Genomic DNA, 23,286 nt, shown 5'->3' on the forward strand with positions numbered 1-23,286 from the left:
TCGCCATCACGTAAAGCATTTCGTCAAAGTGAAGAAAATCATACGAATCGATGATCTGCAGGTCTTCGTATCGACGGCTGCTGCGGGTAGTTTCTCCGCCGCGGCGCGGTTGCTTGACATCTCGCCCGCCTTGGCGAGCGGTGCCATTCAGCGTCTGGAAAGCAACCTGGGCGCGAGATTGTTTGTTCGCTCCACGCGTCGATTGAGATTATCCGATGATGGCGAGCGCTACTTGCCGCACGCGCGGCAAGCCTTGGAAGCACTTGATAATGGCGAGGTAGCGTTGACCCAGGGCCGTGACGAAATCGCTGGCACTATTCGCTTGTCGATGCCATCTGATATCGGCAGGAATGTGTTGCTCCCATGGCTTGATGAGTTTCAGCAAACGCACCCCATGGTACGTCTGCAATTGCGGGTCAGTGATCAGGTGGCCGATCTGGTGGGGGAACATCTGGACGCTAGTATCAGGTATGGACAGTTGAGTGACTCGGGCCTGGTGTCCCTGGCACTTGCACCGATGAACCGCAGAACAGTCTGCGCCTCGCCGGCGTATCTCGCGCGTCATGGTACGCCGGAATCTCCTGAGGCGTTGAGCAAGCATAATTGCCTGAGATATGTAATGGGCGAGCAAACCTACGAGCGTTGGAGCTTCAATTTCCCACAGGGAGTGCGGACGGTTCAGGTGACAGGTGATCGAATCAGCGATGATGCCGATATTGTTCGACGCTGGGCTGTCGCCGGATTGGGGATCGTTTACAAGTCCAGGCTCGATGTTGCCGAGGATCTTCGTAGCGGCCGCCTGGTTGAGCTATTCCCGGAAAGCTATGGGCAGCCGGCACCGCTTCAGCTGGTATGTGCCCATCGCACATCGCTCACGCCGGCCATCCAATCGCTTAGAGCCTTTCTGGCAAAACGTTTCGAAAGCTAGTCGGGGCTCAGTGGCGGGGCACGGGGCCCCGCTACTGATTCAAGCTTCCGCCGGTGCCGACTGACGTGAGAGCCAAATGTCTGCAGCTTCCAAGGCTGAAAGCTTTTTGTGACGGATAAGAAAATCAAGCTCACTGACCGCGGCATTGCCAGGTTGTAGCGAGATTAGGTCCTCAATCAGTTCTTTCGGCATCTTTTGCACAACGTCACTGGCGGCAATGAGCGTTGCTTGATCTTCACCACCCAACAGCCCGAGCGGTTCATCCAGGGCTCGGATTTTGTAGGCATGGTGCAAATATTGAGGATGCCACAGCGGCACGACAAACCATTCCCGCTCGGCATAGGATTGCTCATAACGATTGAAGCAATCGGCCTCGGTGCCTTGCGCAAAAAAGTAGCCTTCAGCATCCAACTCGTATTGCGTCACCATGGCTTTGGAAAAGCGACTGATACCAGCACCAGGGTTTATGCCTTGGATGCGGCGGCTCATCCGCTGGGCAACATCCGGCCTCAGCAGGTCTGCAATCGTAGCGACCTGATCCTCCGGTACATAATCAGGCACACCCCAAATGCAGAACGGGTTGTAAAGGACTCCAAGAGAAGTGCTCGGTTTCTTGCAAGCTGCCAGGTAGGCACCGTGGCTGGCTGGCAGCCAGGCAGATACGAGCATCTCTACCTGTCCTTCGCTGTACAACCGGAACATTTCCTCATGAGGCGCTGTGATGACTTCCACCAGATAACCATGTCGCTCTAGCGTGCGCTGCACAAGCGCTGCGCTAGCGGCATGGAAGCTGAGGTCGATGTAGCCCAAGCGAATGTGCTTTTGCATGTCATTTCCTTATCAATGCGTTGGCGCAGGCTTGGCGTCGATCTTGACGCGCATCAGGCTGTAAGGCTTGACCCGTTTGTCCTGGCCATCGTTGAAGCCAGGTGAGCGATGCAGCTGGTTGGCAGTGAAGTACAGATACCCGTCTGGGCCGATCGACAAGGTATCCGGCCAAAGGACTCGCGAATCCTCGACCACGGTTTGCCAAGTGCCATCGGCAAGGCGTTTGCGGATGGAGTTGTGCTCATAATCGCCCGCATAGACTGCACCGTCAGCATCAGCCTCAAGACCGTCGGAGGCGCCTTTTTCACCCAGGTCCACAACGGCTCGTTCAAGTTCGGCTTCACTTACATTGGGGTCTCGCAACAAAGCCGTTGGCACCGCATACAGGTGTCGACTCGAAAGCGGGCAGAAGTACAGCGTCTTACCATCGCTCGACAGGGCGATGCCGTCCGAGGCAACGGTCAGCAGCCCTGATTTACCCTGCGCGTCGCGGGTGATGAGCGCGGGTTTCCCTTCGATGACAGGTCGGAACTCAGGGTCTACGGAAGTTGACTTGGCCCCGCTGAGGCGGCGGGTTGCGGTACCGCTGGCCAGGTCAAGGACGATGATTCCGCCTGGCCCTTTTACCGACGAATCGGTGACGTAAGCGGTACCTTCTTTACCTGCGCGAAAATCAAAACGTACGTCATTGACATAGGTAGTTGGCAGAATCACTTCACGCGGGAACACAACAGTCTTCACGATCTTGTTGGTGTTCAAGTCGATCGCGATCAGCTTGGCTCCACCTGCCTTGGGCTCGGAGAAGGCGGGAGCGGCTGTATCCAATACCCAGACACGCCCTTGACCGTCAGCCACGACGCTCTGCACGCTGATGAACCCGGCGGCCGGATCCTTGGCGTTTTCCACATTCGTTTTCAGGTCCGGGTAAGGAACCAAATGGCCCTGTCTGATCTCCGCCACGGTGTAGGGTACGTCATCTCCCCAACGTGGGAAGTTGATGAAGATACGACCCGTTTCGGTGACGGTCACGCCTGTAGGCATGGCGCCATTGAAAGCGAACACACGTTCGGGGTTGGCGCCTGTGCCCGAGGCGGTATCGGCCATGGCCATTGCGCTGAGCGAGACCGCGACAGCCAGGCCAGTGGCTTGGAAGAAAGCTTTCATATGCTTGTCCTTGAGCGTATCAGCGGGTTAGAAGCCTTCGAGAACGATCTTGCCTTTGGCTTTGCCGCTCTCGATCAGAGCATGGGCGCGCTTCAGGTTATCTGCGCCGATTTTGCCGAAGTGTTCCCCAATGGTGGTCTGGATGACGCCGTTATCGACCAGCTCGGAAATTCTGTTCAGCAACTCATGCTGTTTGATCATGTCTGCGGTTTGATACAGAGAACGCGTGAACATGAGTTCCCAATGCAGCGAAAGCGATTTGCGCTTGAGTGGCATGACGTCCAGTTGTGCTGGGTCATCAATCAGCGCCAGTTTGCCTTGTGGGCGAAGCACTTCAACGATCTGGGGCAGGTAGGTTTCGGTATGGGTCAGGCTGATAACGTAGTCGACCGGGTTGAGTTTCAGGTTTTCAAGCTGCAGCGGGATCGAGGCGGAGTGATCGATCACATGGTGGGCGCCCAGTTCCTGTACCCAAGACTGCGTCTCTGGCCGCGACGCTGTACCGATGACGGTGAGTTGAGTAAGTTTGCGCGCCAGCTGGACCAGGATCGAGCCAACCCCACCACCGGCGCCGATGACCAGCAGGCGTTGTCCTTTACCACCGTTCTCCTGCACGCCCAGTCGATCGAACAACAGCTCCCAGGCAGTAATGGAGGTCAGCGGCAAGGCTGCGGCACTGGCATTGTCCAGGCTACGTGGTTTCTGGCCGACGATGCGCTCATCCACCAAGTGAAATTCGCTGTAGCTACCAGGGCGATCGATCGCGCCGGCGTAAAATACTTCGTCGCCAACTTTGAACAATGAAACGTCGCTGCCCACTTCACGGACGATACCAACGGTATCCCAACCCAGCACTTGGACCTCTTGGCTGGTGCTGCGGGCTCGCACCTTGGTATCCACCGGGTTTACCGCAATCGCCTTCACTTCGACAAGCAGATCTCGAGCACCTGGGGTGGGCTTCGGCAGGTCCGTTTCGAACAGGGAACGAGCGTTCTGGATTGGCAAACCAGCTTCTTGGAAAACTACGGCTTTCATATGAGGTTGTCCTTTACAGGTCAGAGAGTGATGCCAGGCTAACTCCCTTCGTGAGCCTCAAAAACCAGCTAACCCGAGGAAGACTTTCGCCGTTTCGCTGAAGGTTGAGGCGATCAGCCATTCGGGAATGGCTGATCCTCTTGGAAGGAGCGCACACGTCGCTCAAAGTCAGGCGTCGGTTCAGATCGCTTTCGGTGGGAAGTCGATGTCTGTTTTCGCCACGTTGTTCAGGTAGTTCGTCAAGGTCAGCAGCGAGACCTGCGCGATGACGTCGACGATTTTTGCATCGTCCAACCCAGCTTCCCGTGCGCTTGAGAGATGCTCGTCACTCACTTGGCCGCGGCTGAGCGTGACAGCCCGAGCCAGTGCAGCGACGCCATTCAGCGTGCCAGCGCGCGCTGCCAGCAGATCATCAGCGCTCAGTCCGGTCTTGCCACCGAAGAAGCTGTGGGCCGCGACGCAATAATCGCATCCGTTAACTTCCGAGGCCGCCAGTGCCGCTACTTCACGTTCGGCAGGTGTCAGGCTGTTCTTGCTCAGCGCCTGTGCCAGAGCGAGATATCCTCCCAAGGCTGCTGGCGAGTGAGCCAGGGTAGCGAAGGCGTTAGGGATGAAACCCAAGCCTTTTTCAATGCCCTGAAGGGCAGTGCGCGCAGCGGCTGGAGCTTGGTCAAGGGTCAAAGCAGCAATACGGGTCATGATTTTGCTTCCTTCCAGGTTTTCCAATGCGTTTCTGTTCAGGCGACAGGGATAGGGTTTTCGGCCAGAGCCTGGTTGAACTGGTTGATCAGTTCATGCTCGTTTGGCCCTTGGTTGGCGCGCACTGGGACGACGCGGTCAACCAGGACTTCGGTTGTCGCTGTTTCCAGTTTTTCCAGGGTTTCCTGGATGAATTCGTCCAGCGGCATGGCGCGTTCATCACCACTTTTGTGGATCAGATCGGTGTCTACCCATGGCGGTGCGATTTCCAGAACCTTGACGCTGGTATCGCGCAGGGCAAAACGTTGCGACAGCGAGTAGGAGTGAATCGCAGCTTTGGTCGCCGAATAGAGGGCTGTCGCGGCCAGTGGCAGATAGGCCAGTACCGAGCTGTTGTTGATGATGTAGGCATCGGGTTGGCGCTTGAGATGCTCTACAAACGCTGCGCTGACACGCACCGGGCCCAGCAGGTTGGTTTGCAGCAGCCCTACAGCCTGCTCGTCGTCATAATCGCCTGAGCCTGGGTTGTCGAAAGGCATGATGCCGGCATTGTTGATGATGACGTTCAGCGAGGGATGGCGACGGATAACCTCTTGTGCGACATCCTTGATCTGCTGGTGATCATTGATATCAAGCTGAACGGTGTCGATGCCGGGATTGGAGCTGGCGATTTCATCCAGCAGCGATTGGCGTCGGCCCGCGATGATGACTTTGTTTCCACGCTGGTGGAACGCTTCGGCCAAGGCGCGGCCGATGCCCGAGGTGCCGCCAGTGATGAAGATGGTGTTTGCGCTCGTTTTCATGATTTGTATCCTTTCAATGGATTGATTGAACGTCGTAACGCGGAGCGAGTTTGTTGCTGGAGAGATGTCCGAACAGCGCCTTGCGGCTGCTTTCGTACAGCTCGAAATGCTGTATGTCCTGCATGGAAGGGATGGGGATCAGGACACCGTTGTCGAAGTCTTGAAGGGCGCCATCCATCAGGTCGCCTGGAGCACTTCAACGCTCTGCTGAGTCTCGTTGGTGATATGGCTGGCAAGCGCGTTCAGGCGATCACGATTGCGGGCGACCAGTATCAGGTCATAGCCACGTTGAGCCAGGCGGTCTGCGAAAATTGCTCCGATGCCGGTGGATGCGCCTGTGATCAGGGCGGTGCCTTTGTATTCCTGAGTCATGGTCCAGCTCCGTTGTTTGGGTGTGGAGCCATGATGCAAAAAAACAGATTTGTCTTAAACGACGCATATGGTCATGTTTTAGGACGTGGTCGAAACTGACGAAGGAGTGTTGTCCGTTGTCTTCCTCTGTTGCTACCTCGGTATGGGTGTTCCGGCGATGGTCACTGGGTATGCGGTAGCTAGCGGATACGGCATCTTCGAAACCGCAATAATGTTCGCCATGCTGGTAATGAGCCTTTCATTCGTAGCGGTCTACAGGATGATGAGTGGTGGCGCTAAGGTATGACGCTGGTAGAAAAGTAGAAAAGGCCACGTAAAGTGGCCTTTTCAATGTGCGGCTACTGGTCGCTACTGCGCGACGAATGCCCCGATGTGCCGGGCAGTGGCGATGGGGTATTGCATGTGAGGGCCATGCCCGGTATTCGGCAAGCTGAGTTGGGTCAGCGATGGAAGTTGCTGGGTCAGCGCCTGCCAGTTCTCGACAGGGAATACGATGTCGTGATCACCGCCTATGTGCAGAACCGGGATGTTGGTGGTCTTGAGGGCCTGCAGTACTGCTTCTACGGGGAATACCGGGTTCTTGGGAGCGTCGCCGAGTTGCTGTGCAGCCCAGGCAACTGGCACCTGCGGACTACGATTCTGGGTTCTGGACGCCAGTCGCGACCAGGCGAGTTCAGCCGCTGTTCGACTCTGATCCGAGGTTGGCTCGAAGAACAGTTTCACAAAATCTTCGAAGTCGTTTTCACGGCGTGCAAGCTCATAAAACAGCGGCTCGCCCGTTTTCACCAACTGGCCAGGAGGCGTTGTGCCCAGCAGTACCGAGTGGCTCACCAGCTGTGGTGCTTGCGCCAGAACAACTTGTGCAGCAATGCCGCCAAGCGACCACCCTCCAATCACGACGCGGCCCAGGCCAAGGGCGTGAATCAGCTCGATGGCATCCTTTGCCAGAGAGCCTGGGTTATAGCTCGCCTCACCTGTTGAATGGCCCAGACCGGTGTAGTCGAAGACTGTTACTTGAAAGCCTTGCGTGACCAGACTATCGAGAAACAGGGGATCCCAGTCATCCATCGTGCCTCTATAGCGAACCAGCAAGAGCAAGGGCTTGCCATCGCCTATCGTGCGGTAAGCGAGTCGGCGATTACTGACATCAATGAAACGAGTTTCTGCTTCAGCGCTTTTGATCGAGGTGGACATCGGGCCTGCTCCTTGGTTTGGTGTGGTCCAATCCTGAAGGTTCGTTGTCCAAGGCGGTACGTCGTTTAGGGTTGGTTTTCAGGACATGATGACTTTGTCCACGCATGCGAAAAACGGATTTGTATGACCGCTCAGGGTCGAAATCGGCCGTTGGTGAGCGGCTGCTTCCGACCCATTGCGGACACTGAGGCCCTACGCTGAAGTCTAGACAGCTTGTCGCCCTCTAAAGGCTCAAGCTAGTTATCAGCGTCCACTGTCGAGCCTAGGAGTTTCTCGGCAAGTCAGCTACCTGTCGTCGCGCTCACTTGCCCCCAAGGTTCGCCCGAGCCCATTGCTCAGCGGTGGTTACTGGAATCGACTGCTGTTCGTTGAAGGTTCCCGATTTAGGCCATGCCACACCTCTGCCCTGTGCGAACACAGCACGGTACTTTTTGATGTGATGGGTAGGATCTTTTCTCAGCTCATCCATCAGGAACGGAACAGACCACACGTTAGTTTTGAACGGACGACCCAGCGCATGTTCGAGGATGTTCGCGACTTGTCCATACGACACCGTGTCGCCTGAGAGATAGACAATCTCATTGCGGAAGCGAGGTTCGAAGAAGACGATTTCCGCCGTGAGAGCGCCGATGTCGTCTGGTGTAGTGAGCGTCACGCTGTTCTCAAGACTGCCGAGAGCGTTAACGATGTCATTGTCGAAGTCCACGACCTCAAATACGGGCTCGAAAAGGAAGCTGGTGAACATGCCCGTCGAGATAATGACCCATTCAGTTTTGTCTTGCGCACGAAGCGCCTCGCGTACATCGAGTTGAGAATCGAAAAGATCTTGGGGGCTGCCCCGACCGATCACTTCGAAATCCACGCCAAACTGCCACGGGAAGTAGCGCTTCACGCCCGACCTTAGCGCTGCTGTCGCCAGTTTCATGGGAGTTTCTCGACCCGCGACCATGCCGGCACAGCCTATGACAGTATCGAACCGGGCGAACACTTCAGCTAGCTGTTCAATTGAATCGTTCACCAGATCCGCAGCGACCATCTGAATGCCCAGCCCACGAAGCTCGTCGATTTCGGCCTTTTTCTCCGGGGTCTGGGTGTTGATGGTCGACTCCCGGAGAAGAACGCTGATTTGGGAACCAGGTGCGCGTTTGGCCACCCGCGCGAGATTGCGCAAAACCGGGAGACCAAGTTCCCCAGCGCCGAGAACAAGGATGGATTGAGGGGCAAGCGGGGTTGCTTCGGTCATGATTTCTCCTGAGGCGTAATGCCTATAACATGAGCGAATGCTGGCATGATCAGGCAGTACTCGTAAGAAGGCACACGTGTGATACCTAGGAGGAAAAAATGACCAATCAGGACGCTCTGAGCCAGGCGGAAGCTATCTGCCAAACGCTCCGAGAAGATGATGATGGCGTCAGGCGGGAAGTCCTCGCTCACGCAGGTAGCCGATGGTCATTGGGCATCCTGCATGCCTTGGGCGTGTACGGCACGATGCGCCACGCCGAGATAAAAAGACAGATGACTGGGGTGACCCAGCGAATGCTCACCAAGACGCTACGCGCCATGGAGCGGGATGGATTACTGCTTCGACGGGAGTTCGAGGAAATTCCGCCGCGCGTCGAATACGAGCTGACGCCGCTGGGTATGGAGCTGTTGGTTCGGATGTCCCCCGTTTGGATGTGGGTGGTCGAAAACGCAGAGGAATTCCGCGAGGCGCGTCGCGCTTTCGACAGTCAAGGTGAAAAGAAGCCCGCCTGGCAAATCCCCACCCCGGCACTCTTTGATCCAGAGTAATCGATAGCGTGCACCCTCTTTCAGATAAGTACCACTCGATTTGACCTAGCAAAAATCGAACGCATGCCTTTGGCCTACAGCCGTCCTTCGCGACGGGCAGCTATGGGTCGTAAGCGGACGGTCACGAACGCGCATAGGTCGTTAGCAGCCGCCCGTGGCAGGCGAAACGAATTTATTCCTTTCGGTGCATCCAGTCCGCTCGTTGGCGGGTATTGCATAGCGGCGGCCTGTGACTGCCCAGCCAATTGTCCTATCAGGAGCATTACCCAGGGGGCCTCAAATCCTCCGCCTGCCTGCGCGCCTGTTGCCGCGACAAGGCCAACACCCCCGGCCTAGCCGAATGGACCTCCGTCGGCCTCAAGGCCGAGGGTCTGCAAAGGCTCGAAAGTGATCACTGCACAGCAATGGATTTGGCCATTTCCGCCGTTCCAGCCCAACCGCCTTGCTCATACACCGGTTTGCCCGTCTCAGTGGCATGCAGCACCGCGAAGGTGATGCCTCGGCGAGCGAACTCGGCTTCAGCCGCTTGCATCAATGACGAAGCCAGGCCCCGGCGGCGGTAGGCCGGCTGGACGTACACATTCAACACATAGCCACGCTTGTCGAGGGTTGGGTGCGAGGGATGGGGTGGCCAATCGATGCTCATCAGGCCAATCGCGGCGACCACGTGTTCTCCATCCAGGAGTTTGAATCCGTAATACCGACCGTCTCCCAGCCGCTCCTCCAGCCATGGGCGAAAGTGCTCAGTCATGACGCGCAGATCTTCAGCAATACCACCCGCTTCGAGGAACATCTGCTCGCGATGCGTGCAGATCATTTCGGCGTCAGAAGGCCCGACAGGGCGGCACGCCAGACCGTGAAACGCTGCACATCCTTGTAATCCCATCACTGTTTCTCCAGCGTCAGTAGCATCCACTCATGAAGGTGCAGCCTATGTCAGTCCCTAAACCCTCGCAACTTCTCCAAGAACGACGACGATAACTTCCTTTTGGTCTTTGACACTTGGGAAGTTCACCAAGACGCCCGGGCCGACGGCGAGCATGAAGAGGATCGGTAGGGGCATGAGGCTGCGCATCATCATGCTGATCAGCGTGATAATGAGTACCGCGTTAAAGAGGAGTCCCCAGTCGGTCAGTTCGAACGCGGTGAAATGGCTCATGCCTTCGTCATGATCGAGTTGCACGACACTCAGACGACGGCGCTCCCTGCCAAAGTGAGGATGTTCATCACCCCGTTGGTCAGCAACAGCACGGTGGCCAGAACCTGCAGGCTCATCCTGCACGTCGGTACGCCAGGGAGCCGTTCACCTGTTTCACGACTTATGAGCCATCATGCTCGATGGCCGGGATATTGCGCAGCTTGAGTTCGACCTGGGTCGGGCTTTTAGGTAATCGGTTGTAATCAGCTATCGAACCAGGACTGAAATGCCATGAATCCATATCTACAAGAAGTCATCGACCTGCACGTGTTGATCGAGGCGCTCTTCGCCAGAGGAGAGGGCCAGGTCGAGGCCATGGTCGCGCGCTTCACGGCGGAGTTCTCCATGATCACGCCGACTGGCTTGCAGGTGAGCCTGCAGGATGTCGCCAACCTGTTCGCCACGCGTGCTGGTAGCCAGCCGGGGCTGACCATCGAGCTCTCTGGCTTGGAAACCTTGGCGCAATGGCCGGAGGGTGCAATGGTCCGCTATCAAGAGACCCATCGGTTGCCCGGCCAGGACGCGACGACACGGCGCTCGACGGCGCTGTTCAGCCTTCAGGGAGACCGCATTTTGTGGCGCCATCTCCATGAAACCTGGGCAGCGTGATTTACCGCTTGAGCCTTGGCCAAGTCGCTGGCAGAGGTACAGTTCAGCCGAGCAGATCGAGCATGCGCTCAAGGGTGCTTTCCAGGCGGGCCAGTTCGATGTGCATGCCGTCGCCATACTCTGCGGTCCCCAGCGCACATTCAATGATTACCTTGAGCCCCCGAGGTGCTCGATGGCCGGGGTATTTGCGCAGCGTGAGTTCGACTTGGGTCGGGCTTGTCCAGTTGCTGAGGTCTGCCGACCACAGAGGGTCTTTAAAGCCGAACACCACGTGTCCGTTACGCAGGTCCATGATCTGCGGCGGAAACACCCAGTGCGAGTTGCCTGCTTCCCACGGGGTCGCCTGGACCTGGTAGCGACCGTCTGGAGAGACGGACAGTATTTCAATGTCGCTCATGGGGGCCTGCCTGGCGTATTGAACCGTTGTGGATATGCCAACCGTCAATCGGGGTGAACGGATGCGACTGCGTCAGGTTCAACCCAGTAGATTCGCGCTTCATCTGCCTCGGGAATTTCATAGGGTCGGATACCTGTACTGTCCTCGAGGCAATCGCTGGCTTTGGTTACTGGGGCTTCAACGACAAGCGGCTTGGCAAGGGGGAGAAGACATTGCGGCTGCCAATAATCGGGGTGACGGCCTGCAGCTATAAGGTCGGCCCCCATGCAGTTCAATTGAATGACGACAAAAATGCCAGGGCAGTAGCCACTGCTGCCCATGGATTGCCGTTGATCTTACCGATGTTTCCAGAGTTGCTGAACATAGCAGACATCATCGATGGGCTGGATGGTCTGCTTTTCACCGGTTCACCTTCCAATATCGAGCCTCACCACTACGAGGGCCCGCCGACCCCACCCGGTACGCAAAAAGATGCCGCTCGTGATCACCTCACGCTACCGCTGTGGCGAGCGGCCGTAGAAGCAGGGCTGCCGGTGCTGGGCGTGTGCCGGGGTTTCCAGGAAATGAATGTGGCCTTTGGCGGCACGCTCGTCCAGCAGCTCCATCAACCTGGCATAGAGCATGAGCCGCCAAGCAACGAACCGCTTGAAGACCAGTACGCGCCCGCCCACAGGCTTACGGTGCGACCAGGTGGCGTGTTGCATGGGCTGGGGTTTCCCGAAGTGATCGAAGTCAACTCGGTACATGGGCAGGGGATAGAACGGGTCGGGGAAGGTCTGCGCATCGAGGCTGTGGCCATGGATGGCCTCGTTGAAGCATTGTCGGTGGAAGGTAGCCGCTCCTTCGCCCTCGGCGTGCAGTGGCATCCTGAGTGGAAGGTGATGTTCCATCCACAATATCGCGCCATTTTCGAGGCGTTCGGACTCGCTTGCCGAGTGCGAGCGGCACAGCGGCCAAGGTCGTTCACCTGAGATCGGCTGTTAAGCTGCAAACACGAATCATCCGTCCGTCGGGGGCATTGCAAACAGAAAAAAACCCTCGACGAAGGCGTCCATCAAAACAGTTGTAGAGTTCGTTCGACTCTCCACGTCAGGTCTTCGGCCCGCCCAGTGCGGGCCTTTTTTTTGGAGTCAAAGAGCCACAGCCTGGCGGGCGCGGCTTCTTCAAGGCCTGATGGCGTGTCAAGCATTACCGCTCGGCGACCTGGCCACAGGCCGGCCAGTTGTCACAAACCGAGCATGTTGTAGTGCACGTAGTACATGATCCACAGCGACAACCCCACCAGCAGCACGATGATCGCCAGGGTGAAAACAAGCGCCACCAGGCTCCAGCGCTGCTCGCGTGCGGTGGTCAGGTGCAGAAAGAACACCATGTGCACCAGAATCTGCATCACCGCGCAGGCCAGCACCAGCAGGAACGTGGCGCTGCGCGACAAGCTCGGATACATGGCCAGCCCGAAGGGAACGAGCGTCAGCAATGCGGCCAGCACAAAGCCGATGTTGTAGGACTTGTGGCTGGACTGGCTGGCCCCTGCGCTGCTATGAACCTGGCTTTCGCTGCTCATCGGATCACCCCGAACAAGTAAACGACGGTAAACACGCACACCCACACAATGTCGAGGAAGTGCCAGAACAGGCTCAGGCAGCTCAGCCGTGTGGAAATGACGCAGCACAGGCCGCGCTGCTGCACCTGGATCATCAGCAGGGCCATCCACACCAGACCTGTCAGCACGTGCAGGCCGTGGGTGCCGACCAGGGTGAAGAAGCCGGTGAGGAACGCGCTGCGCTGCGGCCCGTAGCCCTCGGCGATCAGGTGATGGAACTCGTTCACCTCCATGGCGATGAAGCCCAGGCCCAGCGCGAAGGTGACACCCAGCCACTGCAACACGCGGCGTTTGTCCTTGCGGTGATTGGCGAGCATGGCATAGCCGTAGGTGACGCTGCTGAACAGCAGCAGGCTGGTTTCACCGAGCACGTAGGGCAATTCGAAGATGTCTGCCGCACCCGGGCCGCCTGCCACCGACTGGCCCAGCACGGCGTAGGTGGCGAACAGCGTGGCGAACAGGATGCAGTCGGTCAGCAGGTAGATCCAGAAGCCAAACAGGCTCAGGGAACCCGCATCCTCGTAACCTTGCTCTTGCTGATGGGCGGTTTCGTTCAGGACGATATGCGACATGGATCAGGCCTCCGCCATCAGTTGGCGCCGTTCGGTTTCCACGCGTTCGACTTCCTCGGCTGTCACGTAGTACTCGGTATGCTGGTCGTAGCTGCGCACGATCAATGCCGCCACCGTGGCCAGCAGGCTGGCGATCACCAGCCACCAGATGTGCCAGACCAGGGCGAAACCCAGCACCGTGCTCAACGCGCCGATCACCACGCCCAGGCTGGTGTTGCAGGGCATGTGAATCTTGCGGAAATCCGCCTCGATCAGGGTCTTGACCCCGCGTTCCTTCATGCCCCAATAGGCGTCGATGCCGTGTACTACCGGTTGCTCGGCGAAGTTGTAGAACGGCGGCGGTGACGCAGTGGCCCATTCCAGCGTGCGGCCGTCCCAGGGGTCGCCGGTGTGGTCGCGGTTTTCGTGGCGCTTGCGGATGCTCACGACCAGCTGCGTCAGCTGGCAGGCCACGCCGCAGAGGATGATCAGCACGCCGACCATCTCCAGTAGCAGGAACGGCCGCCACTCGGGCACGTTGAAATGGTTCAGGCGCCGGGTCATGCCCATGAAGCCGAGGAAGTACGACGGCATGAAAGCGAAATAGAACCCCACCAGCCAGCACCAGAACGCAGCGCGCCCCAGCGGGTCGTAGAGTTTGAAGCCGAACGCCTTGGGGAACCAGTAGGTCAGCCCGCACATGTAGCCGAATACTGCGCCGCCGATGATCACGTTATGAAAGTGCGCGATCAGGAACAGGCTGTTGTGTAACAGGAAGTCGGCGCCTGGCACGGCCAGCAGCACACCGGTCATGCCGCCGATGCTGAAGGTGACGATGAAGCCGACGGTCCACAGCATCGGTGTCTCGAAGCGCACCCGCCCGCGGTACATGGTGAACAGCCAGGTGAAGATCTTCACCCCCGTGGGTACGGCGATGATCATCGTCATGATGCCGAAGAATGCGTTCACGTTCGGCCCGGCACCCATGGTGAAGAAGTGGTGCACCCAGACGATGAACGACAGCACGGTGATGACGATGGTCGCCCATACCAGCGAGTAATAGCCGAACAGCCGCTTGCGCGAGAAGGTCGAGGCGACTTCCGAGAAGATGCCAAACGCCGGCAGGATCAGGATGTACACCTCGGGGTGGCCCCAGGCCCAGATGAGGTTGATGTACATCATCGGGTTGCCACCCAGCTCGTTGGTGAAAAAATGCATACCCAGGTAGCGATCGAGGCTGAGCATGAACAAGGTGGCGGTCAGGATGGGGAATGCGGCCAGAATCAGGATCGAGGTGCACAGCACCGTCCAGGTGAACACCGGCATGCGGAACAGCGTCATGCCCGTGGTACGCATCTTGAGGATGGTGACCAGGAAATTGAGCCCCGTCAGCAAGGTGCCTATCCCCGATATCTGCAGTGACCAGATGTAGTAGTCCACGCCCACTCCGGGGCTGTAGGCGATGCCGGATAAAGGCGGATAGGCGACCCAGCCGGTGCGGGCGAACTCACCAATGCCCAGTGAGAGGTTGACCAGCACCGCGCCGGAAACGAACAGCCAGAAGCTCACCGCGTTGAGGAACGGGTAGGCCACGTCGCGGGCGCCGATCTGCAACGGCACCACAATGTTCATCAGGCCGACCACGAACGGCATGGCCATGAAGAAAATCATGATCACGCCGTGGGCGGTGAAGATCTGGTCATAGTGCTCTGGCGGCAGATAGCCGGGCGAACCGTCCGAAGCCATGGCCTGCTGGGTACGCATCATCAACGCATCGGCGAAACCGCGCAGCAGCATCACCAGGGCGACGACGATGTACATCACGCCGATGCGCTTGTGGTCGACCGAGGTAAACCACTCCTTCCACAGGTACGTCCATTTGCGCTTGCAGGTGATGGCTGCGACCCCGCCGAAGCCGATCAGCCCGACCACCGCAAGGGTATACATGATGATGGGCTCGCCGAGGGGGATAGCATCCCAGGTCAGTTTTCCGAACATGTGCCTCACTCCTTGCTGCCTTGCGGCGATTGACCCTGAGGGGCGCCCAGGCGCTCCTCGACCTCGCGGGACCGGTTGACACCCTGGTACTTGTCGATCAGCGACTGGAACAGCCCGGCATCGACCGCAGCGTAGTGCTCTACCGGGTGGGCGACGCTGGGTTTGGCCAGCTGCGCATAGCGGCTCTGATCGAGCTGGCGTTGTGAGCTGCGCACCTTGGCCACCCAGGCATCGAAACCGGCCTGGTCGAGTGCAAGGGCGTTGAAGTGCATGTCGGAGAAGCCGGGGCCGTTGTAGTTGGCGGCGATACCGGTGTAGCGCCCCGGCGCGTTGGCAATCAGGTGCAGCTGGGTCTGCATGCCGGCCATCGCGTAGATCTGCCCACCCAGTGCAGGGATGAAGAACGAGGTAATGGCGCCATCGGAGGTCACTCGGAAATCCACGGGTGTGTCCACCGGCATGGCCATTTCATTGACCGTGGCGATACCCAGTTCGGGGTAGACGAACAGCCACTTCCAGTCCGTGGCGATGACCTGCACCTTGACCGGCGCCTTGTCGGCATCGAGTGGGCGGTACGGGTCGAGCGCGTGGGTCGAGCGCCAGGTGACGACCCCGAGCACGATGATAATGACCAGCGGCACGCCCCAGACCACGGCCTCGATTGCGCGCGAGTGGCTCCATTCGGGCGTATACCTCGCCTTTTCGTTGGAGGCGCGGTAATGCACCGAAAACACCAACGCCATGATCATGACCGGGACGACCACCAGCAGCATCAACAGCGTTGCCAGGATGATCAGATTGCGTTGTTCCAGCCCGACCTGGCCCTTTGGGTTGAACAGCACCATGTCGCAGCCCGAAAGCTGTAGCGTGATGATGCCCAGCATCAGCAGCCCGATGAGTCGTGCGGCTGTGGAAGTTCCCTTTACCATGCGCCCGGTCCCGTAATTGTTGCCGAATGTTTTGTTGTGCTGAGTTAGAAGGAGGTTCGGAGCATGAAGGTTGTATGTAAATCACTTAATCACGACGAACGGCGGTCTCACGCCGCTTGTCCGGTTCAGGGTTGGGTACCGGTTCGCCCGGGTTCGATACCTGCGCTAACCGGGCAGGCATGAAAAAGGGGCCCGCCAGGGCCCCTTCGAGGTCAGTGAAACCCGCGCTTATCGGGCTTCGACCTGGCGCGGTGCCATGAAGTACATCCAGGTCAGCGCCAGGAAGTACATGGCCGGGATCATGGTGAACAGCACGGCATAGTTATTGTTCGTCGCCATCAGCACACTGCCGACGATCTGCGTCATGAACATCCCGCCTATCGCTGCGCACATGCTGGCGAAGCCGAACACCGTGCTGATCAGGTGCTTGGGTGTGTAGTCCATCACCAGGCTCCAGATGTTGGCGGTCCAGGCCTGGTGCGCGCCGACTGCCAGGGCGATGGCCAGCACCGCGATCCACAGGCCGCTGGCATGAGCGGCAAAGGTCACGCTGACCATGGTGCAGGCGAAGATCAGCATCGACACCAGGCGTGCCGTGGTGGCGCGCACGCCGCGGCCGATCAGCCACGAGGAAAGGATGCCGCCGCCGATGCTGCCGAAGTCCGCGGTCAGCCAGATCAACATCAGCGGGATGCCCATCTGGGTGACGCTGATGCCCAGGCTGTATTGCTGGTTGAGGAACGGTGGCAGCCAGTACAGGTAGAACCAGAACACCGGCGCGGTGATCGCATAAGCCACGGCGAAGGCCCAGGTGCCACGCATGCCGAGAATACGGCTGAAGGGCAAACGCGCGACTTGCGGCTCAACGTCTTGCAGGATGTAGTCGAGTTCGCTCTGGCGCACATGCGGGTGCTCTTCCGGGTTGAAGTACTTCAGGCCCCAGAACACCAGCCAGACCAAGCCCAGGCAGCCCATGGCGATGAACGCGGCCTGCCAGCCCCACAGGCTGAGGATCAGTGGCAGCAGGGCCGGGGTGACCATGGCGCCGACGTTGGTGCCGGCGTTGAACAGCCCGGTGGCGATGGCGCGTTCGCCGGCAGGGAACCACAGGCGCACGGTCTTCACGCAGGCCGGGTAGTTGGCCGCTTCGGTCAGGCCGAGGATGAAGCGGCAGACCATGAAACCGGCCGCCGAGGTGGCCAGGCCGTGGGCACCGGTGGCCAGGCTCCACAGCAGCACGGCGGCGAAGAAGGCACGCTTGACGCCGACCTTGTCGATCAGCCGGCCCTGCAGCACGAAGCCGACGGCATAGCCGACCTGGAACCAGAAGTTGATGTTGGCATAGTCCATCGCCGTCCAGCTCATGGCCTTGGCCAGTTCCGGCTGCATGATGCCGAGCGCGGCGCGGTCGATGTAGTTCAGGGTGGTAGCGAAGAACACCAGGGCGAGCATGCCCCAACGGGTCTTGCCGACGGCGAAGGCGCCACGGATCTTGTCGCCGATGCCGGCGCTGGGCAGCCGTGGGCTGGCGGTTGTGAGCTTGGAGTGATTCATATCCGGGTCGTTTCTTGAAATTGTAATGGACGGCTTTTTCTCGAACGTGACCTGGCCCCAGGCAGGGGGTACACGCAAGGCCGGTGCATGGTGAGCAGTGAATCGGCGAGCGTCAATTCAGGGGAGGGGGCTATTGTTCGATAACCGAACAATAGCGCGTGCTCACGGGCAGCTCAGCGCCTTGCCCGCCAAGTAGCCGAAGGTCATGCCCGGCCCCAAGGTGATACCGCCACTGGGATAATGCCCGGCCATCACGCTGTGCATGTCGTTGCCGACCGCGAACAGGCCGGGTATCGGCTGTTGCGTATGATCGAGCACTCGTGCCGAGGCATCGGTGCACAGGCCGACAAAGGTACCGAGGCTGCCAGGCAGCAGTTTCACCGCATGAAAAGGACCGTACAGCAAGGGGCGCAGCGAAGGGTTTGGCCCATGCAGCGGTTCGCCCTGGGCTTTGTTGTAGGCCGAGGCGCCGCGCTGGAAGGCCGGGTCTTCGCCGAGCGCGGCGTGCCGATTGAAGTCGGCCACGGTGCGCTGCAGTTGCGTGGCATCGATGCCGCAACGCTGCGCCAGTTCTGCCAGGGACTGGCCGCTGAACAGGTAGCCGCGGCGCCGATAGAAGCCGGTCGGGAAAGGGAACGGCTTGGCCCAGCCGATACCGTAGCGTCGCTGTGCGGCATGGTCGCAGATCAGCCAGGCTTCGTGCGCTTCGCCCGCTGGCGTGGCGGCGAACAGCGCATTCATGAAATCGTGGTAGCAGTCCGCTTCGTTGACGAAACGTCGGCCATCGCGGCGCACGGCGATGAAGCCAGGCTTGGCGCGGTCGATCAGGTGCGGGAAGTGGCCAACGCTGCCGTCACGGCGCGGCACCCGGGAAACCGGTGCCCAGGCGCCTGCCTGCACCAGCGTGCCGAGCTGGGCACCGGCCTGTTCGCCGAGGTTCAGGCCATCACCGCTGTTCTCTGGCGGCGCCGCCGAGTGATGCTGTGTGCCATCGGGCGCGTGGGGCATCAGCTGGGCGATGCGTCGGCGATCATGGGCAAATCCGCCACAGGCCAGGACCACGCCACGGCGTGCCCGGACTACCCGGCCATCGGCGAACTGCGCGCCGTCGATGCGCCCATCGCCAAGCAAGCGGACAGCCGCTTTGTCGGTGAGCACTGTCACGCCAAGGTCCAGGGCACTGCGCAACAGGCGGGCAACCAGGGCGTTGCCGTTGACCAGTTGCAGGCCGCGCCGATGCAGCAGCAGGTCGCGGCCATGGCGCAGCAGGCGCTTGGCAACGTGCAAGGCCGCTCGCGGCGAGCGGCGGGCATTGAAGAAGGCGGCCATGTCGGCACCCCCGGCGATGCCCATGCCCGCCAGGCTGACGATGTCCAGCGGCGGGCGCAGCGTGTGTAGCCATGGCCCAAGCAACCGACCGTCGAACGGCAGGGCGCACAGCGAGCGCCCGCCGCTCGCGCTGCCATCGCCTCCATGCATGTCGGGCATCTTGCTGCCGGACTGGAACTGCACGGCAGTGTGCTGCTGGAAGAATGCCACCATTTCCGGGCCGTGGCGCAGGAAGGCTTGCTGGCGAGGGTCCAGTTCGGTGACGTGGGTCTGGGCACGCAGGTAGCGTTCCGGGGCGTCGTCGCCTTCGACGATGCCTTCGGCAACCGCCAGCGGGTTGCGTGGAATCCACAGCCAGCCCCCCGACCACGCGCTGGTGCCGCCAAGCTGGCTGGCCTTTTCCGCGACAATCACCCGCAGGCCGTGATGCGCGGCGGTAACGGCGGCCGCCAGGCCAGAGGCACCGGAGCCGATGACAAGTACGTCACATTCGAGGGGTTGCATGCTGGGGGCCCGCTCAGGTTAGGGAAGGGGTCATTCACTGCAGCGGAGAAAAGCCGGTAGGGCGCAGCAGCTGCGAGTGCAGTTGCAGCACCGCGCCCAGCTCCCGATTGCGCAGCGAGAACTCCGCCCAGCGCGGGTCGGCGGCCATTGCGGCACGGCGTGCCATGCGCTCGTCGAGGCTGGCATAGGCCCACAGGTGCACCACCTGGTTGACCTCGCCGAACTCGTTGGTGAAGAAGCCCACCAGGTTGCCCAGGTGCTCGCGCTGCACCGCCAGCGCATGGCTCTGGTACAGCGCCAGCCAGTCGGCCATCTTCAGCGGGTCGAGGGTGTAGGTTCTCAGTTCATAGTACATGCGGGTTTCTCCTGGTGGCTGGCTGGCGCCTGCAGGCGCTCGACGATATGGCTGGCAGCGATCCAGCCGAAGGTCAGGGCGGGGCCCAGGGTGATTCCGGGGCCGGGGTAGGTGCCGTTCATCATTGAATTCATGTCGTTGCCCACTGCATACAGCCCGGCAATCGGTGCGCCGCTGCGGTTCAGCACGTTGGCATTGGCGTCGGTCACCAGGCCGCGCGCCGAGCCGAGGTCGCCGGTATGGAGGCGGATGGCGTAGTACGGCGCCTTGGTCAGTGGAGCCAGGCACGGGTTGGGCTGGTGCTGAGGGTCGCCCATGTAGCGGTTGTAGCTGTTGCCGCCTTTGCCGAATGCGCGGTCGATGCCGTTGCGCGCGTCGGCATTGAAGTGCTCAAGTGTCTGCAGCAACGCTTGCGCATCGACGCTGATGGCCGCAGCCAGGGCGGGCACGCTGTCGGCGCGCAGCAGGTAGCCGGCGGCAATCAGTGCCGAATTGTCCACCGGCTTGGGCCGCGCCAGGCCAAGGCCGTAACGGTTCATCGCCTCGGCGTCGCAGATCAGCCAGCAATGGCCGATGCCGTTGGCGAACAGGGTCTGCACGAAGTGGTGATAGGAGTTGGCTTCGTTGACGAAGCGCCGCCCGGCCGGGTCGACCGCGATCACCCCAGGCTTGGCACGGTCGGTGACCAAGTGCGGAAAGCGCTCGTGTTGGCCATTGGCATGCTGCAGCTCGGACACCGGCGCCCAGAAGAAATTGGCCGCCAGGCCTTCGCCCTGGGCTGCCGACACCGCCTCGCCAAGGCGCAGCGCGGCGCCGTCGTTGGTGGGCGGCGACATGCTCAGGTGTGGCGCTGAGGTCTCCGGACGGTAACCTGCCGCCAGCTGCCCGGCAGCAAAGCCGCCCATGGCACAGACCACCCCACCGCGGGCCTGCACCCGTATCCGTCGGCCCTCGCGCTGCACGATCACGCCGGTTACCACGCCGCGTTCGACGATCAGCGCTTGTGCTTCGCTGCGCAGCCAAAGTGTCGTGCCGTCGGCGAAGGCACTGCTGGCCAGGCGGGCGATCAGGGCGTTGCCGGTGGTCAGGCGGGTCCCCCGCGGGTGCTTCAGGCGATCCCGTGCGTAGCGTGCCATCAGCTTCAGGCAGTGCCACAGCGAGGCGGGCGAGCGGCGCAGGTTGAGAAAGTGCTGGATGTCGACGCGGTTGACCATCATGCCACCGAACAACAGCATGCCCGGCGGCGGCATTTTCAGGTCCTTGAAGCGCGGACCGAGATGGCGTCCGTCGTACTCGACCATTTCCAGTGCGCGGCCGAACTCGGTGGCGCCAGGCGCGTCGGGGTAGTAGTCGGGCGAATGCGGGCGCAGGCTGTAACGCAGTTCGGTGTGGTGCTCCAGCCAGCGCAGGGCCTGGTGGCCCCGGTCGATGAAGGCGTCCACCAGCGCCGGGTTGTAACCTGCGCCGATGATGGCCTTCAGGTAGGTGCGCAGGGCCTCGGGGGAATCCTTGGCCCCGGCGGCCCGTGCCTGATCGCTGCCGTATATCCACACCGCACCGCCGGAGATTGCCGAGGTGCCGCCGAAGTGCTCGGCCTTTTCCACCACCAGCACCTTCAGCCCATGGCGGGCAGCCGTGGCGGCCGTGGCGAACCCTCCGGCACCGCTGCCGAGCACCACCAGGTCGAACACGGCTTGTTCGCTAGTGTTCATGGTTTCAGATCTCCAGCGGGGTGACGCCCATGAAGGCGCCAAGGTGGCCCAGCTGGGCGAAGGCCATCTGCGCGCCGGTCTGAATCGGGCAGCCGCGTTCACGCGCCTTGTGCAGCAGCGGGGTAATTTCTGGCGAAGTGACCACGTCGGCCACCAGCGTGCTGGCTTTCAGGGTCTCCAGCAGTGTCACCGGCAGCGGCAGTTCGCCGCAGTCGCCCATGCCGACGGGCGAGGCGTTGACGACCAGGTTGAAGTCCTCCAGTGAGTGGTATTCAGTGGCGATTGCCAGTGCCGGGAAGGCATTGCCGAGCACTTCCCCCAGCGCTCCGACGCGTTCGGCGCACGGGTCGCTGAGGGTGATCTGGCCAAGGCCCGCTTCACCCAGCGCATAGGCAATGGCACTGCCGACACCGCCACAGCCCACCACCAGCGCACGCTTGCCGTTGGCCACAAAGCCTTGTTGGCGGGCAGCACCGAGGAAACCCGCGCCATCGACGTTGTCGCCAACCAGGCGCCCGTCACCTTCGCGGCGGATCACGTTGACCGAACCCAGTGCCTGGGCGCGTGCGCTGAGCCTGTCCAGTCGCGCGGCCAGGGCTTGCTTGTACGGCACGGTGACCACGCAGCCGCGCACGTTGCGCCAACCGCGCAGGGTGTCGACAAAGGCATCCAGCGCGGTCTGCTGCAGGTCGATGGGAAGCATCGCCAGGTCGCGGGCGTTGTTGGCGAACCAGGTATTGAAGTTTTCCGGCGATTTCACCTGAGCAATAGGCGAACCGACGATGGCGACCAGTTCGGTTGAACCTCGGATCATGCTGACCTCCGTCATGACTGTTGTTGTGGAGGCAAGCTTGTGGCGAGGCGATTTCATCGACAATGCGCTTATCGGGCATTGGATGCGATAATCGCAGTCACCTATCGGTAATCGCATCAATAGCCACTTTCCACGAGCCGCACTCATGTCCCAGAGCGAGATCCACCCCCGCGACCTGATCGCCGGCCTGCAAAAAGGCTTGGCGCTCATGCAGCTGTTCAGCGCCGAACAACCGCGCCTGAGCGTGCCTCAGGCGGCCAGGCTGTCCGGCTTGACCCCCAGTGCCGCCCGGCGCTTTCTGCTGACGCTGGTGCACGAAGGCTTTGCCGAGACCGACAACCGCCATTACTGGCTGACGCCCAAGGCCCTGCGCCTCGGCCAGGCCTATGTCGACTCGGCGCAGTTGCCACGCATGTTGCGGCCGATCGTCGAGCAGGTGGCGCGGCAGACCCAGGAACATGTGTCGGTGGGCAGCCGTGATGGCGACGAGATCATTCACCTGGTGCGCAGCCGCTACAGCCACATCGCTTCGTTGTCGATCCGCCCCGGGTCGCGGGTGCCGATGTATTGCACGGCAAGTGGCAGGGTCTGGCTGGCGTGGCTGGAGGCGCAGCAGCGCGGGGAATATTTCGCGCGCAACCCGCTGCAGGCGCTCACGCCATACACGCAGACCGACAGGGCATTGCTGGAGGCGGAGTTGCAGCGGGTGAGGGCGCAGGGCTACAGCATCGTCGATCAGGAATATGAAATCGGCATGCGTGTGCTGGGCGTGCCGCTGCTCGACCGCAGCGGCCAATTGAAGGCGACCTTGACGATCACCACCCATGCGTCGCGGTTGAGCATTGACGAGATGCGCCTGCGCTACCTGGCGACGCTGTATGAGGCGCAGGGGTTGCTCAAACCGGTGCTGGATTGAACA

25 protein-coding genes and 1 pseudogene are annotated in these 23,286 nt (G+C 60.5%); 5 read left to right on the forward strand and 21 right to left on the reverse strand.

The genetic code is table 11. From position 1 onward, the window contains the following. The first annotated feature begins 37 nt into the window (after positions 1-37). Entirely contained in the window at positions 38-928 is an 891-nt protein-coding gene (locus HU738_RS18735) for a substrate binding domain-containing protein (protein ID WP_186603159.1), read from the forward strand. Between the two features lie 39 nt (positions 929-967). On the opposite strand, the gene HU738_RS18740 is transcribed toward HU738_RS18735, so the two are convergent. The 9 genes and pseudogenes from HU738_RS18740 to HU738_RS18775 all read right to left on the reverse strand — a co-directional run bounded on the left by HU738_RS18740 (position 968) and on the right by HU738_RS18775 (position 8,266). Beyond that, complete coding sequence (locus tag HU738_RS18740) at positions 968-1,756, reverse strand: glycine betaine ABC transporter substrate-binding protein (RefSeq protein ID WP_186603052.1); 789 nt, start codon at positions 1,754-1,756, stop codon at positions 968-970. Positions 1,757-1,768: 12 nt separating this feature from the next. Beyond that, a complete protein-coding gene (locus HU738_RS18745) occupies positions 1,769-2,866 on the reverse strand; it encodes an L-dopachrome tautomerase-related protein (protein ID WP_225923506.1) in 1,098 nt (365 codons plus the stop codon). 81 nt (positions 2,867-2,947) lie between these two features. Further along, positions 2,948-3,955 (reverse strand): zinc-binding alcohol dehydrogenase family protein, encoded by a 1,008-nt coding sequence (locus tag HU738_RS18750; protein WP_186603054.1) that lies wholly within the window; start codon positions 3,953-3,955, stop codon positions 2,948-2,950. Positions 3,956-4,135: 180 nt separating this feature from the next. Next, the gene (locus HU738_RS18755) at positions 4,136-4,654 is read right to left on the reverse strand and encodes a carboxymuconolactone decarboxylase family protein (RefSeq protein WP_176509225.1); all 519 of its coding nucleotides are present in this window, start codon (positions 4,652-4,654) and stop codon (positions 4,136-4,138) included. Positions 4,655-4,692: 38 nt separating this feature from the next. After that, positions 4,693-5,457: an SDR family oxidoreductase gene (locus HU738_RS18760; protein ID WP_054883837.1), complete on the reverse strand. Its 765-nt coding sequence runs from the start codon at positions 5,455-5,457 to the stop codon at positions 4,693-4,695. Positions 5,458-5,470: 13 nt separating this feature from the next. Then, positions 5,471-5,635: a hypothetical protein gene (locus HU738_RS26400; RefSeq protein ID WP_437182033.1), complete on the reverse strand. Its 165-nt coding sequence runs from the start codon at positions 5,633-5,635 to the stop codon at positions 5,471-5,473. A 5-nt stretch (positions 5,636-5,640) separates the two neighbouring features. Then, positions 5,641-5,829, reverse strand: a pseudogene (locus tag HU738_RS26405) (SDR family NAD(P)-dependent oxidoreductase); the annotation flags it as partial. A 348-nt stretch (positions 5,830-6,177) separates the two neighbouring features. After that, entirely contained in the window at positions 6,178-7,023 is an 846-nt protein-coding gene (locus HU738_RS18770; RefSeq protein WP_186603055.1) for an alpha/beta fold hydrolase, read from the reverse strand. Positions 7,024-7,324: 301 nt separating this feature from the next. Further along, positions 7,325-8,266 (reverse strand): aromatic alcohol reductase, encoded by a 942-nt coding sequence (locus HU738_RS18775; protein WP_186603056.1) that lies wholly within the window; start codon positions 8,264-8,266, stop codon positions 7,325-7,327. Positions 8,267-8,364: 98 nt separating this feature from the next. On the opposite strand from HU738_RS18775, the gene HU738_RS18780 reads away from it, so the two are divergent. Beyond that, the gene (locus HU738_RS18780) at positions 8,365-8,814 is read left to right on the forward strand and encodes a winged helix-turn-helix transcriptional regulator (RefSeq protein ID WP_182328745.1); all 450 of its coding nucleotides are present in this window, start codon (positions 8,365-8,367) and stop codon (positions 8,812-8,814) included. A gap of 391 nt (positions 8,815-9,205) precedes the next feature. Here the strand turns inward: HU738_RS18780 and HU738_RS18785 are convergent, their stop codons facing one another. After that, on the reverse strand, positions 9,206-9,700 hold the full coding sequence (locus tag HU738_RS18785; protein WP_186603057.1) for a GNAT family N-acetyltransferase: 495 nt from the start codon (positions 9,698-9,700) through the stop codon (positions 9,206-9,208). A 57-nt stretch (positions 9,701-9,757) separates the two neighbouring features. After that, on the reverse strand, positions 9,758-9,973 hold the full coding sequence (locus HU738_RS18790) for a hypothetical protein (RefSeq protein ID WP_186603058.1): 216 nt from the start codon (positions 9,971-9,973) through the stop codon (positions 9,758-9,760). Between the two features lie 270 nt (positions 9,974-10,243). On the opposite strand from HU738_RS18790, the gene HU738_RS18795 reads away from it, so the two are divergent. Then, positions 10,244-10,621, forward strand: coding sequence for a DUF4440 domain-containing protein (locus HU738_RS18795; RefSeq protein WP_186603059.1), 378 nt, complete (start codon positions 10,244-10,246; stop codon positions 10,619-10,621). Positions 10,622-10,664: 43 nt separating this feature from the next. On the opposite strand, the gene HU738_RS18800 is transcribed toward HU738_RS18795, so the two are convergent. Next, positions 10,665-11,018, reverse strand: a complete 354-nt coding sequence (locus HU738_RS18800; protein WP_186603060.1) for a hypothetical protein — start codon at positions 11,016-11,018, stop codon at positions 10,665-10,667. Between the two features lie 212 nt (positions 11,019-11,230). Here HU738_RS18800 and HU738_RS18805 point away from each other — a divergent pair, with 212 nt between their 5' ends. Beyond that, a complete protein-coding gene (locus tag HU738_RS18805; protein WP_189660626.1) occupies positions 11,231-11,989 on the forward strand; it encodes a gamma-glutamyl-gamma-aminobutyrate hydrolase family protein in 759 nt (252 codons plus the stop codon). A 254-nt stretch (positions 11,990-12,243) separates the two neighbouring features. On the opposite strand, the gene cyoD is transcribed toward HU738_RS18805, so the two are convergent. The 9 genes from cyoD to HU738_RS18850 all read right to left on the reverse strand — a co-directional run bounded on the left by cyoD (position 12,244) and on the right by HU738_RS18850 (position 22,367). Continuing rightward, positions 12,244-12,582, reverse strand: coding sequence for a cytochrome o ubiquinol oxidase subunit IV (gene cyoD, locus HU738_RS18810; RefSeq protein ID WP_186603061.1), 339 nt, complete (start codon positions 12,580-12,582; stop codon positions 12,244-12,246). Continuing rightward, positions 12,579-13,193: a cytochrome o ubiquinol oxidase subunit III gene (gene cyoC / locus HU738_RS18815; RefSeq protein WP_186603062.1), complete on the reverse strand. Its 615-nt coding sequence runs from the start codon at positions 13,191-13,193 to the stop codon at positions 12,579-12,581. Before cyoC ends, cyoD begins: the two co-directional genes overlap by 4 nt. A 3-nt stretch (positions 13,194-13,196) precedes the next feature. Further along, positions 13,197-15,170 (reverse strand): cytochrome o ubiquinol oxidase subunit I, encoded by a 1,974-nt coding sequence (cyoB, locus tag HU738_RS18820; RefSeq protein ID WP_186603063.1) that lies wholly within the window; start codon positions 15,168-15,170, stop codon positions 13,197-13,199. Positions 15,171-15,175: 5 nt separating this feature from the next. Further along, complete coding sequence (gene cyoA / locus HU738_RS18825) at positions 15,176-16,099, reverse strand: ubiquinol oxidase subunit II (protein WP_186603064.1); 924 nt, start codon at positions 16,097-16,099, stop codon at positions 15,176-15,178. A 228-nt stretch (positions 16,100-16,327) separates the two neighbouring features. Beyond that, a complete protein-coding gene (locus tag HU738_RS18830; protein ID WP_186603065.1) occupies positions 16,328-17,653 on the reverse strand; it encodes an MFS transporter in 1,326 nt (441 codons plus the stop codon). A gap of 162 nt (positions 17,654-17,815) precedes the next feature. Further along, complete coding sequence (locus tag HU738_RS18835; protein ID WP_186603066.1) at positions 17,816-19,486, reverse strand: FAD-dependent oxidoreductase; 1,671 nt, start codon at positions 19,484-19,486, stop codon at positions 17,816-17,818. Between the two features lie 34 nt (positions 19,487-19,520). Next, positions 19,521-19,841 carry an NIPSNAP family protein gene (locus tag HU738_RS18840; protein WP_186603067.1) on the reverse strand — a complete coding sequence of 107 codons (321 nt, stop codon included), beginning with the start codon at positions 19,839-19,841 and terminating at the stop codon, positions 19,521-19,523. Continuing rightward, on the reverse strand, positions 19,826-21,553 hold the full coding sequence (locus HU738_RS18845; protein WP_186603068.1) for an FAD-dependent oxidoreductase: 1,728 nt from the start codon (positions 21,551-21,553) through the stop codon (positions 19,826-19,828). Before HU738_RS18845 ends, HU738_RS18840 begins: the two co-directional genes overlap by 16 nt. Positions 21,554-21,557: 4 nt before the next feature. Further along, positions 21,558-22,367: a shikimate dehydrogenase family protein gene (locus HU738_RS18850; protein ID WP_186603069.1), complete on the reverse strand. Its 810-nt coding sequence runs from the start codon at positions 22,365-22,367 to the stop codon at positions 21,558-21,560. 145 nt (positions 22,368-22,512) lie between these two features. On the opposite strand from HU738_RS18850, the gene HU738_RS18855 reads away from it, so the two are divergent. Then, positions 22,513-23,283, forward strand: coding sequence for an IclR family transcriptional regulator domain-containing protein (locus HU738_RS18855; RefSeq protein WP_186603070.1), 771 nt, complete (start codon positions 22,513-22,515; stop codon positions 23,281-23,283). Positions 23,284-23,286 lie beyond the last annotated feature (3 nt).

The organism is Pseudomonas vlassakiae, from assembly GCF_014269035.2.
Lineage (GTDB): Bacteria > Pseudomonadota > Gammaproteobacteria > Pseudomonadales > Pseudomonadaceae > Aquipseudomonas > Aquipseudomonas vlassakiae.

What these genes read in the sequence shown, in the direction of transcription:
- HU738_RS18740 (WP_186603052.1), bottom strand. Translation starts at nt 1,756, where the DNA reads ATGCAAAAGCACATTCGCTTGGGCTACATCGACCTCAGCTTCCATGCC.
- HU738_RS18745 (WP_225923506.1), bottom strand. Translation starts at nt 2,866, where the DNA reads ATGGCCATGGCCGATACCGCCTCGGGCACAGGCGCCAACCCCGAACGT.
- HU738_RS18750 (WP_186603054.1), bottom strand. Translation starts at nt 3,955, where the DNA reads ATGAAAGCCGTAGTTTTCCAAGAAGCTGGTTTGCCAATCCAGAACGCT.
- HU738_RS18755 (WP_176509225.1), bottom strand. Translation starts at nt 4,654, where the DNA reads ATGACCCGTATTGCTGCTTTGACCCTTGACCAAGCTCCAGCCGCTGCG.
- HU738_RS18760 (WP_054883837.1), bottom strand. Translation starts at nt 5,457, where the DNA reads ATGAAAACGAGCGCAAACACCATCTTCATCACTGGCGGCACCTCGGGC.
- HU738_RS26400 (WP_437182033.1), bottom strand. Translation starts at nt 5,635, where the DNA reads ATGGATGGCGCCCTTCAAGACTTCGACAACGGTGTCCTGATCCCCATC.
- HU738_RS18770 (WP_186603055.1), bottom strand. Translation starts at nt 7,023, where the DNA reads ATGTCCACCTCGATCAAAAGCGCTGAAGCAGAAACTCGTTTCATTGAT.
- HU738_RS18775 (WP_186603056.1), bottom strand. Translation starts at nt 8,266, where the DNA reads ATGACCGAAGCAACCCCGCTTGCCCCTCAATCCATCCTTGTTCTCGGC.
- HU738_RS18780 (WP_182328745.1), top strand. Translation starts at nt 8,365, where the DNA reads ATGACCAATCAGGACGCTCTGAGCCAGGCGGAAGCTATCTGCCAAACG.
- HU738_RS18785 (WP_186603057.1), bottom strand. Translation starts at nt 9,700, where the DNA reads ATGGGATTACAAGGATGTGCAGCGTTTCACGGTCTGGCGTGCCGCCCT.
- HU738_RS18790 (WP_186603058.1), bottom strand. Translation starts at nt 9,973, where the DNA reads ATGAGCCATTTCACCGCGTTCGAACTGACCGACTGGGGACTCCTCTTT.
- HU738_RS18795 (WP_186603059.1), top strand. Translation starts at nt 10,244, where the DNA reads ATGAATCCATATCTACAAGAAGTCATCGACCTGCACGTGTTGATCGAG.
- HU738_RS18800 (WP_186603060.1), bottom strand. Translation starts at nt 11,018, where the DNA reads ATGAGCGACATTGAAATACTGTCCGTCTCTCCAGACGGTCGCTACCAG.
- cyoD (WP_186603061.1), bottom strand. Translation starts at nt 12,582, where the DNA reads ATGAGCAGCGAAAGCCAGGTTCATAGCAGCGCAGGGGCCAGCCAGTCC.
- cyoC (WP_186603062.1), bottom strand. Translation starts at nt 13,193, where the DNA reads ATGTCGCATATCGTCCTGAACGAAACCGCCCATCAGCAAGAGCAAGGT.
- cyoB (WP_186603063.1), bottom strand. Translation starts at nt 15,170, where the DNA reads ATGTTCGGAAAACTGACCTGGGATGCTATCCCCCTCGGCGAGCCCATC.
- cyoA (WP_186603064.1), bottom strand. Translation starts at nt 16,099, where the DNA reads ATGGTAAAGGGAACTTCCACAGCCGCACGACTCATCGGGCTGCTGATG.
- HU738_RS18830 (WP_186603065.1), bottom strand. Translation starts at nt 17,653, where the DNA reads ATGAATCACTCCAAGCTCACAACCGCCAGCCCACGGCTGCCCAGCGCC.
- HU738_RS18835 (WP_186603066.1), bottom strand. Translation starts at nt 19,486, where the DNA reads ATGCAACCCCTCGAATGTGACGTACTTGTCATCGGCTCCGGTGCCTCT.
- HU738_RS18840 (WP_186603067.1), bottom strand. Translation starts at nt 19,841, where the DNA reads ATGTACTATGAACTGAGAACCTACACCCTCGACCCGCTGAAGATGGCC.
- HU738_RS18845 (WP_186603068.1), bottom strand. Translation starts at nt 21,553, where the DNA reads ATGAACACTAGCGAACAAGCCGTGTTCGACCTGGTGGTGCTCGGCAGC.
- HU738_RS18850 (WP_186603069.1), bottom strand. Translation starts at nt 22,367, where the DNA reads ATGATCCGAGGTTCAACCGAACTGGTCGCCATCGTCGGTTCGCCTATT.
- HU738_RS18855 (WP_186603070.1), top strand. Translation starts at nt 22,513, where the DNA reads ATGTCCCAGAGCGAGATCCACCCCCGCGACCTGATCGCCGGCCTGCAA.